The sequence below is a fragment of the Thermosulfurimonas marina genome (assembly GCF_012317585.1).
Lineage (GTDB): Bacteria > Desulfobacterota > Thermodesulfobacteria > Thermodesulfobacteriales > Thermodesulfobacteriaceae > Thermosulfurimonas_A > Thermosulfurimonas_A marina.
On sequence record NZ_CP042909.1, the window covers coordinates 1,197,873 to 1,215,051 of the forward strand.

Consider the following 17,179-nt stretch of genomic DNA (forward strand, 5'->3'; position numbering starts at 1 on the left):
CTAGAGGAGGGGCCTTCACCAGGGACGATCGAGGGAGGAGGGCCCTTTTCGGCCGAGTTCCCGATAGACCCTCCGGAGGTTGGCCCGAAAGAGATGGTCAAAGCGGTCGAGGAGGGGGGTGGTGAGCCCCTCTCCGTACCACCAGAACCAATCACTGCCTTCGGCCCGAAGGAAGTATTCTCGGGCCTTTTCCGGGAAACCCTCTTGTCGCAGGAGGACTCCGGCCTGGCCCAGAAGTTCCCAGGCCCGGTTCTTGGCCGGATGCCCCAACCACTTACGGAAGTTCCCGAAGATCCAGCTTCCGGCCTTGAGGCGGGGGAGGTCCTCTTCCGGAAGCTCTTCCCGGGAAAGGACCTCTTCCAGGGTCAGAGTCTCGATCCAGGGGGTCTCGGAAAGCCTCCGGTAAAGGAGTTCCCGGAAGGGAAAACCGTTTTCCGGGTAGTATTCCCAGCAGTTTTCTCCGTCAAGGAGCACGGTCACTACCGGGTTTTCCACGGTCTCGTAAATCTCTCGCAGGCGGCCCAGGAACTCCTCCACCGCGGCCTCCGGGGCCCAGTGCTGATAGGCGAAGCCGATGCGGTCGCTCAGAAACTGATCCCGGAAGAGGATCACCGTCTCCCCGAAGCGGAAGCGCCGGTAAAGGCGGGGAGGGTCTTTGCCCCCCAGGGCCGCCCAGAGGAGGCTTTCGTCGGTGGCCAGGATCCGGGCCCCGGACCGGGAAAGAAGCTCTACCGCCGCCCGGCTTACGGCCCCTTCGGCCGGCCAGACGGCTCGGGGGACCTGACCGAAGATTTCTCCGAAACGGGCCAGGGCCCGGTGGACTTGCATTTCAGCCGTTTCCGGAAAAGGCTCCAGGGCGGGAAGGGGGACTTCCGGATCGTTTTCCCGGGCGGAGGAGGGGTCAAGGAGAAGGGGAAGGAGGGGATGGTAGTAGGGGGTAAGGGAGAGTCCTAGGCGGCCCTCCTCCCAAAGCCTGCGATAGTAGCCCGGGATTTCGGCCAGGAACCTACGGGCGGCCTCCAGGAGGGCCGCTCCTCCCTCCTGAAGGGCCTCGGAATGTCTTTCCCGGAAGGCCTCTCCGCACCACACCCGGAGATAGGCCTCGCGTCTTTCTTCCAGGCTCCGTTCCGGCTCAAGGAGGAGGGGCTCCCGGCGCTTTAGGGGCTCCGGAAGAAGGGCGATTAGGGTATGCAGAAGGTCCTTTTCCGTCTCCGAGAGTCGGGGCTTTTCCAGGATCTCCAGCAAGGGGTCCCGGGCCCTTCCCTGCGCATAGGCCTCGAGCTGATCCAGAAGCACAGGGACCAGGTTGAAGTTGGCCTTAAGGGTGGGGAAGCGGGAAAGGTGCCAGGGCATCTCGTAGTAGTCCTTCAGGGCGTGAAGAAAGGTCCAGGGAAGGACATAGAGCCCGGTCTCCGGGTCCTCGTAAGGGGGCTGGTGCATGTGCCACCAGAAGACGAGATAGAGTTTTTTTCCCAAAGGGGTACGCTCCTAAGCGGTTTTTTCTTCTGGGGAGGCCTTTTTCGAGGAGGCCAGGAATTCCTCGTAGGCCTGGTCGATCTTTTGGTAAAACCGGGCTACGTATTCCTTGAACATGCGTCGGGCACAGAAGCGGGGCACGATGCTCTTCATGGCCTCTTTCATCTTCTGCACCCAGGCCCGGGGAATCCCCGTCTCGTCCCACTGATAGTAAAGGGGGACCACTTCTTCTTCCAGGATGCGGTAGAGGGCCTCGGCGTCCTGGGGATCACGGTCTCCCTCTACCGGCTCTTCCCCGAAGGCCCAGCCGTTTTTTCCGTTGTAGCCCTCCACCCACCAACCGTCGAGGATGGAAAGATGGAGGACTCCGTTGATGGCCGCCTTCATTCCACTGGTGCCGCAGGCCTCAAGAGGAGGAAGCGGATTGTTCAGCCAGACATCCACCCCCTTGACCATGTAATAGGCCAATTCCTGGTCATAGTCTTCAATGAAGGCAATGCGGCCCGCGAGCTCCGGGTCCTTGGCCAGGAGGACGATCTTTTGGATCATCTGCTTTCCGGGTTGATCCTGGGGATGGGCCTTGCCGGCAAAGATGATCTGGACCGGCCTTTCGGGATTAAGGAGGATCCGCTTTAAGCGCTCGAGGTTGTGGAAGATGAGGGTGGCCCGCTTGTAGCCGGTCATGCGCCGGGCAAAGCCCAGGGTAAGAAAGTCCGGGTCCAGAAAGGCCCCCTGGGCGATGACCAGGGAGGGATCAAAACTCTTTTCCGCCCAGCGCTTGCGTAGGCGCTCTTTGATGAGATGGAGGAGTTCCACCTTGTTGTCCCGATGGACCTTCCAGAGGATTTCGTCGGGAATAAGATCTACCAGTTGCCAGAGGGCCTCGCTTTCGTGGACTTCAAGCCACCGGGCCCCCAGGTAATCGCTCAGGAGCACCCGCAGGTCGTCGTCGATCCAGGTGGGAAGATGCACTCCGTTGGTTACGTAATCGATGGGGACCTCCTCTTCGGAGCGCTCCGGCCAGAGAAAATGCCACATCTTGCGGGAGACTTCTCCGTGGCGGCGGCTTACGGCGTTTGCGTAACGGGCCAGGCGCAGGGCCAGGATGGTGGAGTTGAAGCCCTCGGAAGGGTTCTGGGGATTGGTCCCCAGGTCCAGGAATTTTTCCCGGTCAAGTTCGTATCTTTCCCAGAGGAAGGCAAACTGTTTTTCAATAAGGGCGAAGGGATAGGTGTTGATGGCCGCCCGGATGGGGGTGTGGGTGGTAAAAAGCGAGGTCTCCCGCACCATCTCCCGGGCCTCTTCGAAAGAAAGCCCCTGTTTGTGGAAATAAAGCAGGCGAGCCACCAGAGCCAGGGCCGCATAGTCCTCATTGATGTGTACTCCGGAAATTTCGATCCCCAACCGGTGAAGAAGGCCCATACCGCAAAAGCCTAAGACAATCTGCTGCTTGAGGCGGGTCTCTTGATTAGGGGTATAAAGCTGGTAGGAAATTTCCCGGTTCCAGGGGGCGTTCTCCTCCACGTCGGTGTCCAGGAGATAGAGTTTGATCCGCCCTACCGAGACCTCCCAGACTCCGGCGTAAACTTTTTCGTCATAGCAATAACCATAAATCTTGAGCCACTGACCGTTTTCGTCAAAGACCTTGCGCACCGGCATTTCTTCTTTGTGGATGTGATTGAGGACGTCTTCCTGCCAGCCGTCAGGACGGATGCGCTGGCGCACGTAGCCCTGGGGATACATGAAACCGATCCCCACCAAAGGGAAGTCGAGGTCGCTGGCCTCCTTAAGGATGTCTCCGGCTAGAAGCCCCAGCCCCCCGGCGTAGATGTAGAGGCTGTGGTGAAGTCCGTACTCCGGGGAAAAGAAGGCGATGGGCCGCCGGCACTTGGAGCAGTAAGGCCCCGGGGTCTCCAGATAGCTCCGGTAGAGCTGGTAAACGTAGCCCAGCTGATTCAGGAATTCTGGCTTTTGGAGGACCTTATTGACGCATTCGGTGCATTCGAGGAGCTTGACCGGGTTTTCCCGGAATTCCTCCCAGAGGATGGGGTCGATCATCCGGAAGAGCTTTTTCCCCTCCGGGTTCCAGCTCCACCAGAGGTTAAAGACCAGCTCCTTGAGCTGGTCCCAGTGTTCTAAAGGCAAGGGAGGCCTCCTTCAAAATTTGGATATTACTTTAGACTACCCCGGATCCCTCTCCAGGGAAAGCCTCCTCAAAACCTTCGGCCGCGGTAGCCTCGAGGAGTGACCAGCCAGCGTTCCAGGCGCAGGGTCTCGCTGTTTCCCACGAAGACCGTGGTCTGCATATCCACCGCCTCTGCCGGAAGGTCTCCCAGGGTGGTAAGGAGAACGGCTTCCTCCGGTCTTCCGGCGGCCCGAACCAGGCCCACCGGGGTCTCCGGAGGACGATGGCGCAGGAGGATCTCCCGGGCCCGCAGGAGGTGGTGGGTCCGGAGGCGGCTTCGGGGGTTGAAAAGCACGATCACCAGGTCGGCCTCCGCCGCGGCGGAAAGGCGCTTTTCGATAAGCTCCCAGGGGGTGAGACGGTCGGAAAGACTTATGACCGCAAAGTCGTGCATAAGCGGGGCTCCCAGCCGGGCGGCACAGGCGTTTAAGGCCGAAAGCCCGGCCACCACCTCTATTTCTATGGAAGAAAGGACCCCCCTTTCCCGGGCCAGTTCAAAGACCAGGCCGGCCAGTCCGTAGATCCCCGGATCTCCCCCGGAGACCAGGGCCACTTTTCGCCCTTCCCGGGCCCACTCCAGGGCCCGCTCCACCCGTTCCACCTCCCGGGTCATGCCGCTCACAAAGACCCTCTTGTCCCGAAGGAGGGAGGATACCTGCTCTACATAGCGACCGTAGCCTACCACCCACTCGGCCTCTCGCAGGACCTTTCGGGCTGCAGGGGTCATCTCCTCCAGCCCTCCGGGGCCGATTCCTACTACCGAAAGCCTTCCTTTGGGCGGAGGGGCCAGGGCCACAGCCAGGGTCACGTTTCCCCGTTTTACTTTGGGGACCAGGAGTTTTCCCCCAGGGCCTGCAGAGAGTAAGGCCGCAGGCTCGGCCACGGCCAGGGCCCCGGTGTGCTGGCCTGCGGCGGAGGCCGAAAGCCTCCGGCGCTTTACCTCCTCGTTTAAGGCCTCGGCGGCAAAGCCCCGCACCTCCCAGTCCTTTCCCGAGACCCACTGCCGAAGGCCTTCCTCGGAAAGTTTCCTTTCTAAGGTGGCTACGGCCCGCACGGCCTCGGGACGAAGCCCCATCTCCTCAAAAAGGCTCTGGAAGGCCTCTTCAAATTCCCGGGCCGGGGTTCCCTGGTTGAAGCCCACCCCCAGAAAGAGGGCCCGGGGCAGGGCCTGAAGCTGATCTTCCCGAAGGGTAAAGCGGCGGTAACTCACCAGGAGATGGGCGGCCTCCGGCGCCTCCACCTCTTTCCATTCCGGAGGGAGGGGAGCCGGCCAGTCCCGAAAGACGAACAAATGCCCCCTTTCGAGATACTCTCGGGTAAAACGGGGAAGCCTCTCCTCGGGAAGGAGGAGGAGACGGTGTTCTTCGGCCCAGAGGTCTGGGGCAGGAAGGCCCGAAAGATCCGAGGCCGTGGTGAGGACCACTTCGGCCCCCAGGAGGGTTCCTATCTCCTGGCAGAGGGCGTTGGCCCCGCCGAGGTGTCCGGAAAGAAGGGGGATGACGAAGCGCCCGGTCTCATCCATTACCAGGACCGCGGGATCGGTCTTTTTATCCTTTATGTAAGGGGCAATGCGGCGCAGGGCTATTCCGCAGGCCCCGACAAAGATGAGGGCCGCCCCGGAGTGCCAATAAGGGGAGAGATCTCGAGCCTCCGGAGAAAGGATTTGGGCCTTGGGGAAAAAATCCGAAAGCCTTGCGGCCAGCCGCCGCCCCCGTTCGGTAAAGGCCAGGAGATAGATCTTTTCAGGAACGGGCATAGAGTCGGGAGCGCGTCTTTTGGGGTGTGGAGGCGGCCTCCAGGGCTTGGCCTACATAGATGAGGGCCGTCCGCCGGATCCCCGCCTCCGAGACCATCTGCGAAAGCTCGGCGAGCTTTCCCCAAAGAAGGCGTTCTTCGGGAAAGCCCAACTTTTCGGCCACCACCACCGGGGTCTCCGGGGGTAGTTTTTCTAAGAGGGCCCTCTGGATCTCCTCCGCCCGGTGCACACTCAAAAAAAGGACCAGGGTGACCTCGGGTCGGGCCCACTCTTTAAGGTCTTCGAGACGGGGTCCGGGAGTGCGTCCCCCGAGGCGGGTGAAGATTACCGTCTGGGCCACCTCCGGGGCGGTGAGCTCGATCCCCATCCGGGCCGCCCCCAGGGAGGCCGAACTCACCCCGGGGATGACCTCGTAAGGGAGGCCTCGGGACCGAAGGGCCGCCGCCTCTTCGTTGAGGGCGCTGTAGAAGGCGGTGTCCCCGCTATGGAGCCGGGCCACGATTTGGCCTTTCCTTGCCCCTTCGGCCAGGACCTCCACGATCTCCTCCAGGGTCCTTCCGTGGGAGTCCCAAAGGAGGGCCCCCTCCGGGGCCAGGGAAAGGACCTCCTGCCGGAGGAGGCTTCCGGCGTAGACCACAGTCTGGGCCTGAGAGAGCACTCTCTGGGCCTTTACCGTAAGGAGATCCGGATCCCCGGGCCCGGCTCCGATGAAATAGACTTTACCCTTTTCCACCATCTTCGGGCTCCAAGCTTACCACAAAGACCGGGGTTTCCGGAAAGAGGGCCAGATCCGGTCCCAGGGGACGGGCCCGACAGACGGAGATCTGGGAAAGCTTTGGAGAGAAGGCCCTTCGCCGGGCCAGGGCCAGCACCCGGTGGAGGTGGGAGAGAAGGACTAGGGTGAGGACCACCGGCCCCCGGGATCTTTCCAAGGCCAGATCCAGGATCTCTTCCAGGCGACCTCCGGAGCCCCCGATGAAGACCCGGTCCGGGGTGGGAAGTCCTTCTAAGGCCTCCGGGGCCTCTCCGGCCACCACCTCCAGGTTAAAAAGACCCAGGCGCCGTCGGTTTTTCCGGAGATGGTCCAAGGCCTCGGGCGAACGCTCTACGGAAAAGACCCGGAGGAGGGGAAAGGCCCGGGCCGCCTCCACACTCACCCCTCCGGCCCCGGCCCCTATGTCCCAGAGGACTCCCCTTTCCGGAAGTCTTAAGGCGTGAAGGACCACTGCCCGCACTTCCTCCTTGGTAATGAGTCCTCGGGGATGGGAAATTTCCGCGGTGGAAAGTCCTAACCCCCTCTCTCTCCCCGGGCCTTCATAGTGTAAGAAGACCAGATGGGGATAGGCAAAGTCTTTCCGGAGCGCTTCCTCGGGAGATCCCTGCCAGAAGGCCTCCCCGGGAAGTCCAACCCTCTGGGCCACGATGAGGGTTACGCCCTCGGCAGACTCCTTTTCCACCAGAAAGCGGGCCATCTCTCGGGGGCCAAGATCCGGATCGGTAAAAACTCCCACCTTTCCGTAAAGCCGGAGAAGCCCGGGAAGGTCCTCCAGACCAAAGGCCCGCTTCCCGCCGTGAAGGCTTACAAAAAAATAGTCTTCCAAGGGGTAGCCTAGGCGGGCCAGGGCCTTCTGGGCGAAGCTGGGGGCGGGATAAAGGGCCACCCTCTCTTTTCCAAAACGCCTCACCAGGACTCTTCCGGCCCCAAAAAAGAGGGGGTCCCCGCTGGCCACCAGGCCCAGGGGACGGTCCTCCTTGCGGGCCTCCTCCAGGGCCTCCAGGGCCTCGGAAAACCTCCGGTAAGGCGAAAGGAGCTCGGAAAGCTCCGGGGCTGCAAGGTGTACGGCCTCCAAAAGTTCGTGGGAGACCAAGACCCGGTGGAGTCTTTTAAGGGCCGCAAGTCCGGAAGGGAGAAATTCTCCGGAAAAACCTACGACCACAATCTTAAAATTCAAAGACCACCTCCCGCCGATAGTTTACCAGGACCACCGAAAGGTTAAGGCCGGGGGCCAGGGTCTGGGCCAGGGCCTTGGCCCGGGAAAGGACCGCCCGGAAGATTCCTTCCTGGGTCTTGCGGGGCAGGGTCTCCAGAAAAAGAAAGACCTCGCGGGCAGTGTTGAAGGGCTTTTCCGGAAAGGGCGGGGCCAGACCCAGCTTTCGCAAAAACTCCAGGGCTTCCCGGCCCCGGATTACTCCGTGGCGGACATGGGTGGTAAAGCCGTAGGGCTCAGGAACCCGGGGAGGCTTTTCCACACAGAGGGCGCACTTGAGGAGTTTGGCCCACTGGCCACAGAGGACCGCCTTTTGAAAACCGGCCTCCCGGGTCTTTTTCAGGGTGAATTCCAGATAGTCCCCCATGAGGATGTAAGCCTCTTCCGGGAACCCGTAGGTCTTTTGGTGGGCCATCTCCGAGGTTCGCCCGAAGGAGAGGACCACTTGAGAGAGTCCCACCGCCCGGGCCACGGAAAGGCAGCTCTCGATGGTGGCCAGCCAGGCTTCGGCCGAAAGGGGTTTCACCAGGCCGGTGGTCCCCAGGATGGAAAGGCCCCCGATAATCCCTAGCCGAGGGTTTAAGGTCTTCTGCGCCAGGGTTTCCCCTCCGGGGACCGAGATCTCTACCTCGAGCCCCTCAGGAGGAAAGACCTCGGCCAGGGCCTCCTGGATCATGCGCCGGGGCCCGGGATTTATGGCCGGCTCTCCCGGAGGCACCGGGAGCCCGGGTTTGGTTACCCGTCCTACGCCGGGGCCGGCTTTGAAAAGGAGGCCTTTAGTCCTCCCGGGCCGCAGACAGACCCGGATCTCCGCCCCGTGGGTCACGTCGGGGTCATCCCCGGCGTCTTTGATCACTGCGGCCTCGGCGGTGTGGGGGCCGGTTTTTCTGGCCCAGGCCACCGGAAGCCGGCGGCGCCTCCCGTCAGGAAAGGGGATCTCTACCTCCCGGGGGGTTTCTCCTTTCAAGGCCAGAGCCGCGGCCTTGGCGGCGGCCGCCGCACAGGCTCCGGTGGTGAAACCCTCCCTAAGACGCCTTTTCTTCATGGAGCATGTGTAAGAGGGCGTTGACCGCGGCTGCGGCCAGGGCTGAGCCCCCGAAGCCTCCCAGATTGGTAAGATGGGGGAGAGGACTTTCGGCCAGAAGGAGCTTGGCCTCTGCCGCCCGCACAAAACCCACCGGAAAACCGATCACCGCCACCTCCCGGGGAGACTCCCGAAGGATCTTCAAGGCCTCAAGGAGGGCCGTGGGGGCGTTGCCCAGGGCCAGAAGACTGATTTCGGGATATTTTTCCAGGGCCCGCCTGAGGCCCCAGGCGGTGCGGGTAAAGCCCGAAGGCGGGCTTTCGGCCTCGGAAAGGGCGCTATAGACCTTTACCCCCAGGGCCTCACAGAGCCGGCGGCTTATCCCCGCCCGGACCATTTCTACATCTGTAAGAATGGCCCTTCCTTCCTTAAGGAGCCTCCGGGCGGTGGGCAGGAAGTCCGGATGGATTAGGAGACTTTCGGCCAGGGCCAGCTCTCCTGCAGCATGCACCAGACGGAGGACCAGAGGGTGGAGGGCCTGGGGAAAGCGAGAAAGATCACAGAGTCCACGGAGGATCTCAAAGCTTTGGGCCTCAATTTCTGCAGGCTCGGGAAAGGCTTCGAGATCGGAAAGGGCCTCGCGTCCGTCCCGTATCTCCATCCCGGGAGGGATTTTTAGGGAGACTGGTCGGGGGCCGAGGAAGGCCAAATGTACCCTGCGCACTCCCCTCCGGGAAAGCTCTTCCAGACGGGCGGAAAGATCCTCGGGAGAGACCACCTCAAAGCGCCCCTTTAACTCCGGGGGAAGCCCGCGTATATTCCTTTCCACTACGGCAATAAAGACCGTTCCCATGGGCGAAAGTGTAATCCGGGGCGCGGGCCCCTACAAGCGGCGCTTCCGTTGGACCTTGGCCGGGCTGGCCCTGGCCCTCCTAGGGGTCCTTCTCCTTTCGGTGGCCTTCGGGGCGGTATCTTTGAGGTTTCCCCTGGATGAGCTCTCCCGGGAAATCCTCTTTCGGGTGAGGCTTCCGCGGGTGGTCCTGGCGGCTCTAGTGGGGGCGGCCCTTTCCCTTTCCGGACTTTACTTTCAGTATGTGATGCAGAATCCCCTGGCCGACGCCTTCACCACCGGGGCCGCGGCCTCTTCGGCCCTGGGGGCGGTCCTCGCCCTCCTTTGGGGCCCGGCGGGGATGCTCCTTCCCGGGGCTTTGGGAGGGGCTCTTTGCGGACTTTTGTTGGTCCTGCGGGTGGCCTCGGTGGGCGGACGTATCCTTCCGGTAACCATGCTCCTTTCCGGGATCGTGGTGAGCACCTTTTCCTCTGCGGCCATAAGCCTCCTCAAGTACCTGGCCGAGGAGTCTCTGGGAACCATGGTCTTCTGGCTCATGGGGGGCTTTCAGAACGCCTCCTGGGGGAAGTTGGGATGGCTGGTCCTGGTCCTGGCCCTAGCCCTTCTGCGAGGGCTTTCCCGGGCTCCGGCCTTGGATCTTCTGGCCTTCGACGAAGAAAGCGCCCTTTCAACCGGGGTGCCGGTCTACCGGCTTCGGCGGGAGTTTCTCTTCTGGGGGGCGCTTCTTTGCGCGGTGAGTGTGGCCTTTTCGGGGATTATCGGCTTTGTGGGCCTCATCGTTCCCCATTTGTTGCGGCTGGCGGGCTTTTACCGGGCCCGGGAACTGGCCCCCCTCAGTCTTCTTTTCGGGGCGTCCTTTATGGCCCTGGCGGATCTCCTTTCCCGCACCCTCCTTTCCGGGGGTCAGGAAATTCCGGTGGGGGTCTTCACCTCCACCCTGGGAGGGATCTTTTTCCTCCATCTTCTGGTGCGCCGGAGGCGCGAACTCTATGAACTTGCTTGAACTTTCCGAATTCCGGGTGCAAAGGAAGGGCTTTGAGGTTTTCCTTCCGGGTTTTGTCCTCCGGGAGGGAGAAAGGGTGGCGGTGCTCGGGCCTAACGGGTCCGGAAAATCCACCTTCCTTGCGGCCCTGGCCGGTCTTCTTCCCTTTGAAGGCCGTTATCTCCTCCTGGGAAGGTCCTTCGGGGGCCTTTCCGAGGCCGAGCGCTACCGGTGGTTGAGCTATCTTCCTCAGGGAGGGCGGGTAGGGCTTCCCTTTGAGGTCTTTTACATAGTCCTCACCGGACGCTATCCGCACCTTTCTGGGGGCGACTACCGCCGGGTCGACCTTCAGGCCACGGAGGAAATATTGCGGGCCTTGGATCTGGAGGCCCTTTCCGGGCGGATCTTTTCCGAGCTCTCCGGAGGGGAGCGCCAGAGGGTGTGGCTGGCCCGGGCCCTCAATCGCGGGGCCCGGGTGCTTCTCCTCGACGAACCCCTAAGCGGAATGGATTTCCGGCATCAGGCCCTGGTCTTGAAGCGCCTGCGGGAGGAGACCGCCCGGGGGGCGGGGATCCTGGCGGTGCTCCACGAGGTGGACCTTGCGGTGCGTCACTTTGAAAGGTTTATTCTCTTCAAAGGGGGCCGGGGCCGGGTACTTGCCCGGGAGGATCTTCGGGCGGAGATCCTGGAAGAGGTCTTCGAGGTGCCCATAAGATTTTGGGAAGATTCTGGCCAAATCCGGGTCCTTACGGAGGTCTGAGATGAAAAAAGGCCTGGGGATCCTTTTTGCGCTTTGGGTCTTTTGGGCCTCTCCCCTTCAGGCGGCCCGGGTGGTGGTCCTCTATCCGGCGGCAAGTTCCGTCCTTTACGCCTTGGGGGTGTCGCCGGAGGAAGTGGTGGGAGTCACCCGGCACGAGAAGATCTATACCCGGGCCACGAAGGTGGGCTCTCACCTGCGGCCCAATCTGGAGTTGGTGCGGGCCCTCAAGCCGGACCTGGTGATCGTGGGCTCGAAAAAGGCCTTTCCCGAGGAGGCCGCGCGCCATCTGGGGCTTCCGGTCTTCCGCTACGACCCCCGGACGGTGCGGGAGATCCTGGTGAAGGTGCTGGAGCTGGGCCAAAGGCTCGGGCGGGAGAAGAGGGCCCAGGCCCTGGTGCAGGAGCTTTCCGGAAAGCTCCGGGCCTTAAAACCGGTCTCCCCTCCGGTGCGGGTGATCTACGAGGTCTCGGCCGAGCCCCTCAAGGTGGCCGGGGCGAAAAGTATCGTGAACGACGTTATCCGCCTGGCTGGAGGGGTGAACCTCATCCAGGCCCCGCGCAAACACGTCCTTCTTTCCCCGGAAAAGGTCCTGGCCCTGGCCCCGGAGGTTTATCTCTATCAGGTAGGCCCCATGAATCCCCATCCCCTCCCTCCGGAAAAGCGTCCCTATTTCCGGGGTCTGCGGAGCCGTCTCGTCCAAGTGGAGGAATTGCGCTACGCCCGTCCGGGGCTTGAGGTCTTTTCCGCGGTGCTGGAGCTCAACGGGCTCTTTCTCAAAGTGCGGGCCGGGCGTTGAGTCCTTCTTCCCAAGGCTTATCTTTAAGCCATGGCCCTCATCAAGTTTCTGGGGACCGCCGGGGCCCGCTATGTGGTAGCCCGGCAGTTGCGGGCCTCAGGGGGAGTTTATCTGGAAAGCGAGGGGACGCGTCTGGTCCTGGATCCGGGCCCGGGGACCCTGGTCTATATGGCCAAAGAGGGCCTGCGGGTGGAAAAGCTTCACGGGATAGTGGTCACCCACGGGCACCTAGACCACGCCGCAGATCTCAACATCCTGGTGGACGCCCTTACTGAAGGAGGGCTCAAACGTCGGGGCCGGGTCTTTCTCCCCCGGGAGGCCCTTTACGGGGAAAACGCGGTTCTTCTGCCCTACCTCAGGCCTTATCTGGAGGAGATCCAGATCCTTACCCCCCAGACCGATTATCGCCTGGGAAACCTTTCTTTCTGCACCTCCGTGCGTCACCACCACCCTGCCGAGACCTACGGGGTGATCTTCGAGCTCGGGGGCAAGCGGGTGGGCTTCATGGTGGACACCCTTTATTTCCCGAAACTTCTCGAAAGTTACCGGGGCTGCCAGGTCCTGGTCCTCAATGTGGTGCGCTACAAGCCCCATCCTTCCCCGGAGGTCCAGCACCTCTGCGTGGCCCATGTGCGGGAGATCCTGGAGCACCTCAAGCCGGAAAGAGCCGTTCTTACCCACTTCGGGATGACCATGATTCGGGCCAACCCCAAACAGGTGGCCCAAAGGCTGACCAAAGAAACCGGGGTCCCGGTGGTGGCTGCCTGGGATGGGATGGTCCTTGAGCTATAGGATGAAGCGCGAAAGGTCGAGGTCTCCGGCGATTTCGGCCAGCTTCTCCCGTACATACTCTCCGTTGATGACCACTCGGGTGGGGGCGATGTCCGGGGCGGAGAAGGAGACCTCCTCCAGGAGCTTTTCCATCACCGTGTAAAGGCGCCGGGCCCCGATGTTTTCGGTGCGTTCGTTGACCTCGTAGGCGATGCGGGCGATTTCCCGGAGACCGTCTTCGGTGAATTCCAGCTCCACCCCCTCCGTGGCCAGCAGGGCCTGATATTGCTTGACCAGGGCGTTTTCCGGTTCGGTGAGGATGCGCACGAAATCTTCCTGGGTGAGGGGTTTGAGCTCCACCCGAATGGGAAAACGGCCTTGAAGTTCGGGGATGAGGTCCGAGGGCTTGGCGATATGGAAGGCCCCGCTGGCGATGAAAAGGATATGGTCGGTGCGCACCATTCCGTAGCGGGTGTTGACCGTGGTCCCCTCCACGATGGGGAGAAGATCCCGCTGGACGCCCTCTCTGGAGACATCCGGGCCGTGCCCTTCTCCCCGGCTGGCAATTTTGTCGATTTCGTCAATAAAGATGATGCCGCTGGTTTCCGTGCGCTGAATGGCCTCTCGGGTGACCTTTTCCATGTCGATGAGTTTTTCCGCCTCCTGCTTGGTAAGAAATTCCAGGGCCTCGCGGACCTTCAGGCGCCGCCTTTTAGGCCGCCGGGGGAAGAGAGAGCTCATCATCTCCCGGAGTTGCTGCTCAATTTCTTCCAGCCCCGAGGCCGCAAAGACCTCCACCATGGGGCTCGGGAGGCGCTCTTCGATATCGATCTCCACGTAGCGCTCATCGAGCCTTCCGTCCCGAAGCATCTGCCGAAACTTTTCCCGGGTCTCGGAGTCTCCTTCCGGGCGATGGGGGACCGGAGGGACCAGAAGATCCAGGAGACGGTCCTCGGCCAGGCGTCGGGCCCGCTCCTTGACCCTTTCCTGCTCCTCGGCCTTGACCATCTGGACCGCAATGTGGGTGAGGTCCCGGATCATGGACTCCACATCCCGGCCCACATAGCCCACCTCGGTGAACTTGGTGGCCTCCACCTTGAGAAAGGGGGAGCCGGAGAGTCGGGCCAGGCGCCGGGCGATTTCCGTCTTGCCCACCCCGGTGGGCCCGATCATGATGATGTTTTTGGGGTAGATTTCGTCCCGCAGGGGAGGAGGGACCTGTTGCCGGCGCCAGCGGTTGCGCAGGGCGATGGCCACGGCCTTTTTGGCCTCGGTCTGGCCTACAATAAATTTGTCCAATTCGGCGACGATTTCTCTAGGGGTAAGGGGTTTCATAGTTCCTCGACGGTGATCTCCTGGTTGGTGTAGATGCAGAGTTCTCCGGCCAGACGCAGGGCCTCTTCGGCGATCTGGCGGGCCGAAAGATCGGTATGTTTGAGAAGGGCCTTGGCGGCGGCCAGGGCCATGGGGCCCCCGGAGCCGATGGCCAGCACCTCCTCGTCGGGCTCGATCACGTCTCCAGCCCCGGAGATGAGCAGGATTTTTTCCCGGTCGCAGGCGATAAGAAGGGCCTCCAGGCGCCGCAGAAGCTTGTCGGTGCGCCAGTCCTTGGCCAACTCCACCGCGGCCCTTACCAGGTGCCCGCTATAGAGTTCGAGTTTTTTCTCCAGGCGTTCAAAGAGGGTGAGGGCATCGGCGGTAGAGCCGGCAAAGCCCACCAGCACCTGGCCCTTATAAAGGCGGCGTACCTTGCGGGCCCCGTGTTTAATGATGGTCTCTCCCAGGGTGACCTGTCCATCGGCGGCCAGCACCGTGCGCCCGTTTCTGCGAACCGCCACCACGGTGGTGCCTTTCAGCATGACCTTAATCCTTATCACGGCGAGGCCTTTTGGCAAGGGCCCGGGGGTGGGCCGCATCGTAGATGCGGGAAAGATGTCCCAGATCGAGTCGGGTGTAGCGCTCGGTGGTGGTGAGCCGGCTGTGCCCCAGCATCTCCTGAATACTCCGGAGATCCGCCCCGGATTCCAGGAGATGGGTGGCAAAGGAGTGCCGCAGGGCATGGGGATGGACCCCGGAAAGGCCCAGGGCCCGGGCATGGGCCTTGACCAGACGCTGAAGACTGCGCGGGGAGAGGGCCTCCCCGTGGCGGTTGAGAAGGAGATGGCTCTCCTCTTTTTTTCGGGCCTTAAGGAAGGCCTCCCGCACCGGAAGATAGTTCCGCAGAGCCTCTACGGCCTTGCGGCTTAAGGGGACCACCCGTTCCTTGCGTCCCTTGCCCCGCACCCGTACGAAACGGGCCTCCAGATGAAGATCCGTGAGTTTTAGAGCGCAGACCTCTGAGGCCCGCAACCCCGAGCCGTAAAGGAGCTCCAAGGCTACCCGGTCGCGCAGGGCGAAAAAGTCCCCCCCTTGCGGGGCCTCCATCAGGGCCAGGGCCTCGTCCACGGTAAGCACCCGGGGGAGATCCCGGGGAAGCCTGGGCCCGGAAAGGGCCAGGAAGCGGGTCTCCTCCAGGACCCCTCTCTTGAGAAGATAACGGTAGAAACTCCTTACGGCCGAGAGCTTGCGGGCCAGGGTCCGGGCCGAAACCCGGGGCCGGAGGCGCATCACAAAGGCCCGCAGGTCCTGGAGGTCGGCCTCAAGCGGGGACCGTCCGGAAAGAAAAGCGAAGAAATCTCGGAGATCCCGGGCGTAGGCCCGGAGGGTATGCGGCGAATACCCCCTCTCCTGCTGGAGATGCCTCAAAAACTCCTCAAGGAGCTCCACCGGCCCTCTCCACCGCCTGCCGCAGGTCCTCCAAGGAAAAGGGTTTGGCCAGAGGGATCAGTCTCCCGCGGAGCTCCGGAAGGCTCTTTTCGATGGTCTCCCGGGGATAAGGCGAGGCGATGATGACCTTCATCTCCGGAAATCTGGAGGCCAGCTTTCGGATCTCCTCTTCTTTGGGGCCACTGCGCATGCGGATGTCGGTAAGAAGGATTTGGGGGACAAAGCCTTCTTCAAGGATCCTTTCGGCCTCGGCAAAACCCCGGGCCAGCCGGGGCCGATAGCCCAGATACTCTAAGAGGTCCTTCAGGGTCTCTAGAAGGATCTGGTTTTCTTCCACTACCAAAAGGGAGAGGCCTTCCGAGGGCCCCTCTGCTCTGGGGGAATCGGCCAGGGGAAGATAGAGGCGGAAGACCGCCCCTCCTTCAGGATGGTTGTAGGCCGCTATATGTCCTCCGTGTTGTTTTACCAGGGAGTAGATCGTGGCCAGACCCAGTCCGGTGCCCTCTTTTTTGGTGGTGAAATAGGGTTCAAAGAGGTGGGAGAGGGCCTCCGGGGAAAGCCCCGGGCCACGGTCGCGAAAGGTAAGAAGGGCGTAAGGGCCGGGCTTAAGGTCCAATACTCGGGCGCTTTCTTCCGGGAGTTCCACCTTTTCCAGACGGATCCAGATCTCCCCCTCTCCCTCCATGGCCTCCCGGGCGTTGGAGGCCAGATTGAGGAGGATCTGTTGCAGGGCCACCGGGGAGAGACGCACCAGGAGGTTGCCTTCCGGGGCCTCCAGGTGGAGGCGGATTTTGGAGCCCAGAAGTCTCTCCAGGGTTTCCCGCAGGCGATGAAGGGCCCGGGCCAGATCCAGGATCTCGGCTTGGGAAGTCCGCTTTCTCACGAAAAAGAGGAGTTCCTGACTCATGCGGCGCCAGCGATGGATGAGTTCTTCCATACGCTCCAGGTTTTCCCGAATATTTTCCGGTCGGTCGAGCTTGAGGAGGCTTACACTGATGTAGCCTTGGAGGGCCATGAAAAGATTGTTGAGTTCGTGAAGGAGGACCCCGGTAAAACGTCCCAGGCTCTCCATCTTTTGGATCTGAAAGTGCTCCTCCTGGAGGCGCTTCTGCTCCGTGATGTCCACGGCCATGCCGATGATGACCGGAATTCCCTCCGGATCTTCCACCCGCATGCAGTTCCAGAGGAGATAGTGGAGGCGGCCCCTCCGGTCGCGGACCGGAAGCTCCACCCCACGCTCAAAGATCCCGCACTGTACCTTTTCGCAATGCTTCTTCCAGTCCGAAAGGGCTTCCTCCGGGGCCAAAAGCTCAAAAACACTCTTTCCCAGGGCCTCTTCCCGAGAAAAGCCCGTGATCTCTTCAAAGGTCCGGTTGATAAAGGAAATCTTTCCTTCACGATTGAAAAGGACGAGAACCGGATTTTCCTCAAGGATTTTATGTAAAAAGGCCCGTTCCTTCTCAATTTTTTCTTCTAAGAGTTTCTTTTCGGTTATGTCTAAGATTATAGAGAGGTAGGCCCGTTCATCTTCCAAGGGAAAGGGCAGGCTTCGCACCTCAAACCAGCGCCGGTCTTTGGGACTGTGAATTTCTTGCAGGACGCTTTTCCCCTCCCTTAAGACCTCATCTTTTTTGCACCAGGGACAGGGATCTTCTCGATCGTGAAAGACCCGGTAGCAGAGATCTCCCACCGGGTCCCGGCCGCAGCGCTCCCGGAGCTTTCGGTTGGCGTAAAGGACCCGATAGTCCCGGGAGACCACCGAGACCAGGCCCGGGAAGAGATCCAGGATGGTCTGGTAAAAGGCCTCGCTTTTCATTAAAGTGTA

General features: G+C 61.6%; 15 protein-coding genes. 4 read left to right on the forward strand and 11 right to left on the reverse strand.

Annotated features, from left to right (window positions below; all coding sequences use genetic code 11):
- Window positions 1–15: 15 nt before the first annotated feature.
- The 7 genes from FVE67_RS06260 to FVE67_RS06290 form a co-directional block, all read right to left on the reverse strand.
- On the reverse strand, window positions 16–1,476 hold the full coding sequence (locus tag FVE67_RS06260; RefSeq protein ID WP_168719773.1) for a glycoside hydrolase family 57 protein: 1,461 nt from the start codon (window positions 1,474–1,476) through the stop codon (window positions 16–18).
- Window positions 1,477–1,488: 12 nt separating this feature from the next.
- Entirely contained in the window at window positions 1,489–3,621 is a 2,133-nt protein-coding gene (glgP, locus tag FVE67_RS06265; protein ID WP_168719774.1) for an alpha-glucan family phosphorylase, read from the reverse strand.
- 68 nt (window positions 3,622–3,689) lie between these two features.
- Window positions 3,690–5,417: a precorrin-3B C(17)-methyltransferase gene (gene cobJ / locus FVE67_RS06270; RefSeq protein ID WP_168719775.1), complete on the reverse strand. Its 1,728-nt coding sequence runs from the start codon at window positions 5,415–5,417 to the stop codon at window positions 3,690–3,692.
- Entirely contained in the window at window positions 5,404–6,153 is a 750-nt protein-coding gene (cobM, locus tag FVE67_RS06275) for a precorrin-4 C(11)-methyltransferase (RefSeq protein WP_168719776.1), read from the reverse strand. Before cobM ends, cobJ begins: the two co-directional genes overlap by 14 nt.
- Entirely contained in the window at window positions 6,137–7,369 is a 1,233-nt protein-coding gene (gene cbiT / locus FVE67_RS06280; RefSeq protein WP_168719777.1) for a precorrin-6Y C5,15-methyltransferase (decarboxylating) subunit CbiT, read from the reverse strand. The genes cobM and cbiT overlap by 17 nt, the downstream gene beginning before the upstream one ends.
- A complete protein-coding gene (cbiD, locus tag FVE67_RS06285) occupies window positions 7,359–8,450 on the reverse strand; it encodes a cobalt-precorrin-5B (C(1))-methyltransferase CbiD (RefSeq protein WP_168719778.1) in 1,092 nt (363 codons plus the stop codon). The genes cbiT and cbiD overlap by 11 nt, the downstream gene beginning before the upstream one ends.
- The gene (locus FVE67_RS06290) at window positions 8,431–9,282 is read right to left on the reverse strand and encodes a precorrin-8X methylmutase (protein ID WP_168719779.1); all 852 of its coding nucleotides are present in this window, start codon (window positions 9,280–9,282) and stop codon (window positions 8,431–8,433) included. The genes cbiD and FVE67_RS06290 overlap by 20 nt, the downstream gene beginning before the upstream one ends.
- On the opposite strand from FVE67_RS06290, the gene FVE67_RS06295 reads away from it, so the two are divergent.
- Genes FVE67_RS06295 through FVE67_RS06310 form a run of 4 tightly spaced genes read left to right on the forward strand, consistent with a single transcriptional unit; the run spans window position 9,281 to window position 12,609 of the window.
- Window positions 9,281–10,282, forward strand: a complete 1,002-nt coding sequence (locus FVE67_RS06295; protein WP_168719780.1) for a FecCD family ABC transporter permease — start codon at window positions 9,281–9,283, stop codon at window positions 10,280–10,282. The two genes, FVE67_RS06290 and FVE67_RS06295, sit on opposite strands and share 2 nt — an antisense overlap.
- The gene (locus FVE67_RS06300; protein ID WP_168719781.1) at window positions 10,269–11,021 is read left to right on the forward strand and encodes an ABC transporter ATP-binding protein; all 753 of its coding nucleotides are present in this window, start codon (window positions 10,269–10,271) and stop codon (window positions 11,019–11,021) included. Before FVE67_RS06295 ends, FVE67_RS06300 begins: the two co-directional genes overlap by 14 nt.
- A gap of 1 nt (window position 11,022) precedes the next feature.
- Window positions 11,023–11,817, forward strand: coding sequence for an ABC transporter substrate-binding protein (locus FVE67_RS06305; RefSeq protein WP_168719782.1), 795 nt, complete (start codon window positions 11,023–11,025; stop codon window positions 11,815–11,817).
- 30 nt (window positions 11,818–11,847) lie between these two features.
- On the forward strand, window positions 11,848–12,609 hold the full coding sequence (locus FVE67_RS06310; protein WP_168719783.1) for an MBL fold metallo-hydrolase: 762 nt from the start codon (window positions 11,848–11,850) through the stop codon (window positions 12,607–12,609).
- Here the strand turns inward: FVE67_RS06310 and hslU are convergent.
- Genes hslU through FVE67_RS06330 form a run of 4 tightly spaced genes read right to left on the reverse strand, consistent with a single transcriptional unit; the run spans window position 12,604 to window position 17,170 of the window.
- Window positions 12,604–13,923 (reverse strand): ATP-dependent protease ATPase subunit HslU, encoded by a 1,320-nt coding sequence (gene hslU, locus FVE67_RS06315; RefSeq protein WP_168719784.1) that lies wholly within the window; start codon window positions 13,921–13,923, stop codon window positions 12,604–12,606. The two genes, FVE67_RS06310 and hslU, sit on opposite strands and share 6 nt — an antisense overlap.
- The gene (gene hslV / locus FVE67_RS06320) at window positions 13,920–14,447 is read right to left on the reverse strand and encodes an ATP-dependent protease subunit HslV (protein WP_168720347.1); all 528 of its coding nucleotides are present in this window, start codon (window positions 14,445–14,447) and stop codon (window positions 13,920–13,922) included. Before hslV ends, hslU begins: the two co-directional genes overlap by 4 nt.
- 4 nt (window positions 14,448–14,451) lie before the next feature.
- The gene (locus FVE67_RS06325) at window positions 14,452–15,354 is read right to left on the reverse strand and encodes a tyrosine recombinase XerC (RefSeq protein ID WP_168719785.1); all 903 of its coding nucleotides are present in this window, start codon (window positions 15,352–15,354) and stop codon (window positions 14,452–14,454) included.
- The gene (locus FVE67_RS06330; protein ID WP_168719786.1) at window positions 15,341–17,170 is read right to left on the reverse strand and encodes a hybrid sensor histidine kinase/response regulator; all 1,830 of its coding nucleotides are present in this window, start codon (window positions 17,168–17,170) and stop codon (window positions 15,341–15,343) included. The genes FVE67_RS06325 and FVE67_RS06330 overlap by 14 nt, the downstream gene beginning before the upstream one ends.
- Window positions 17,171–17,179: the final 9 nt, after the last annotated feature.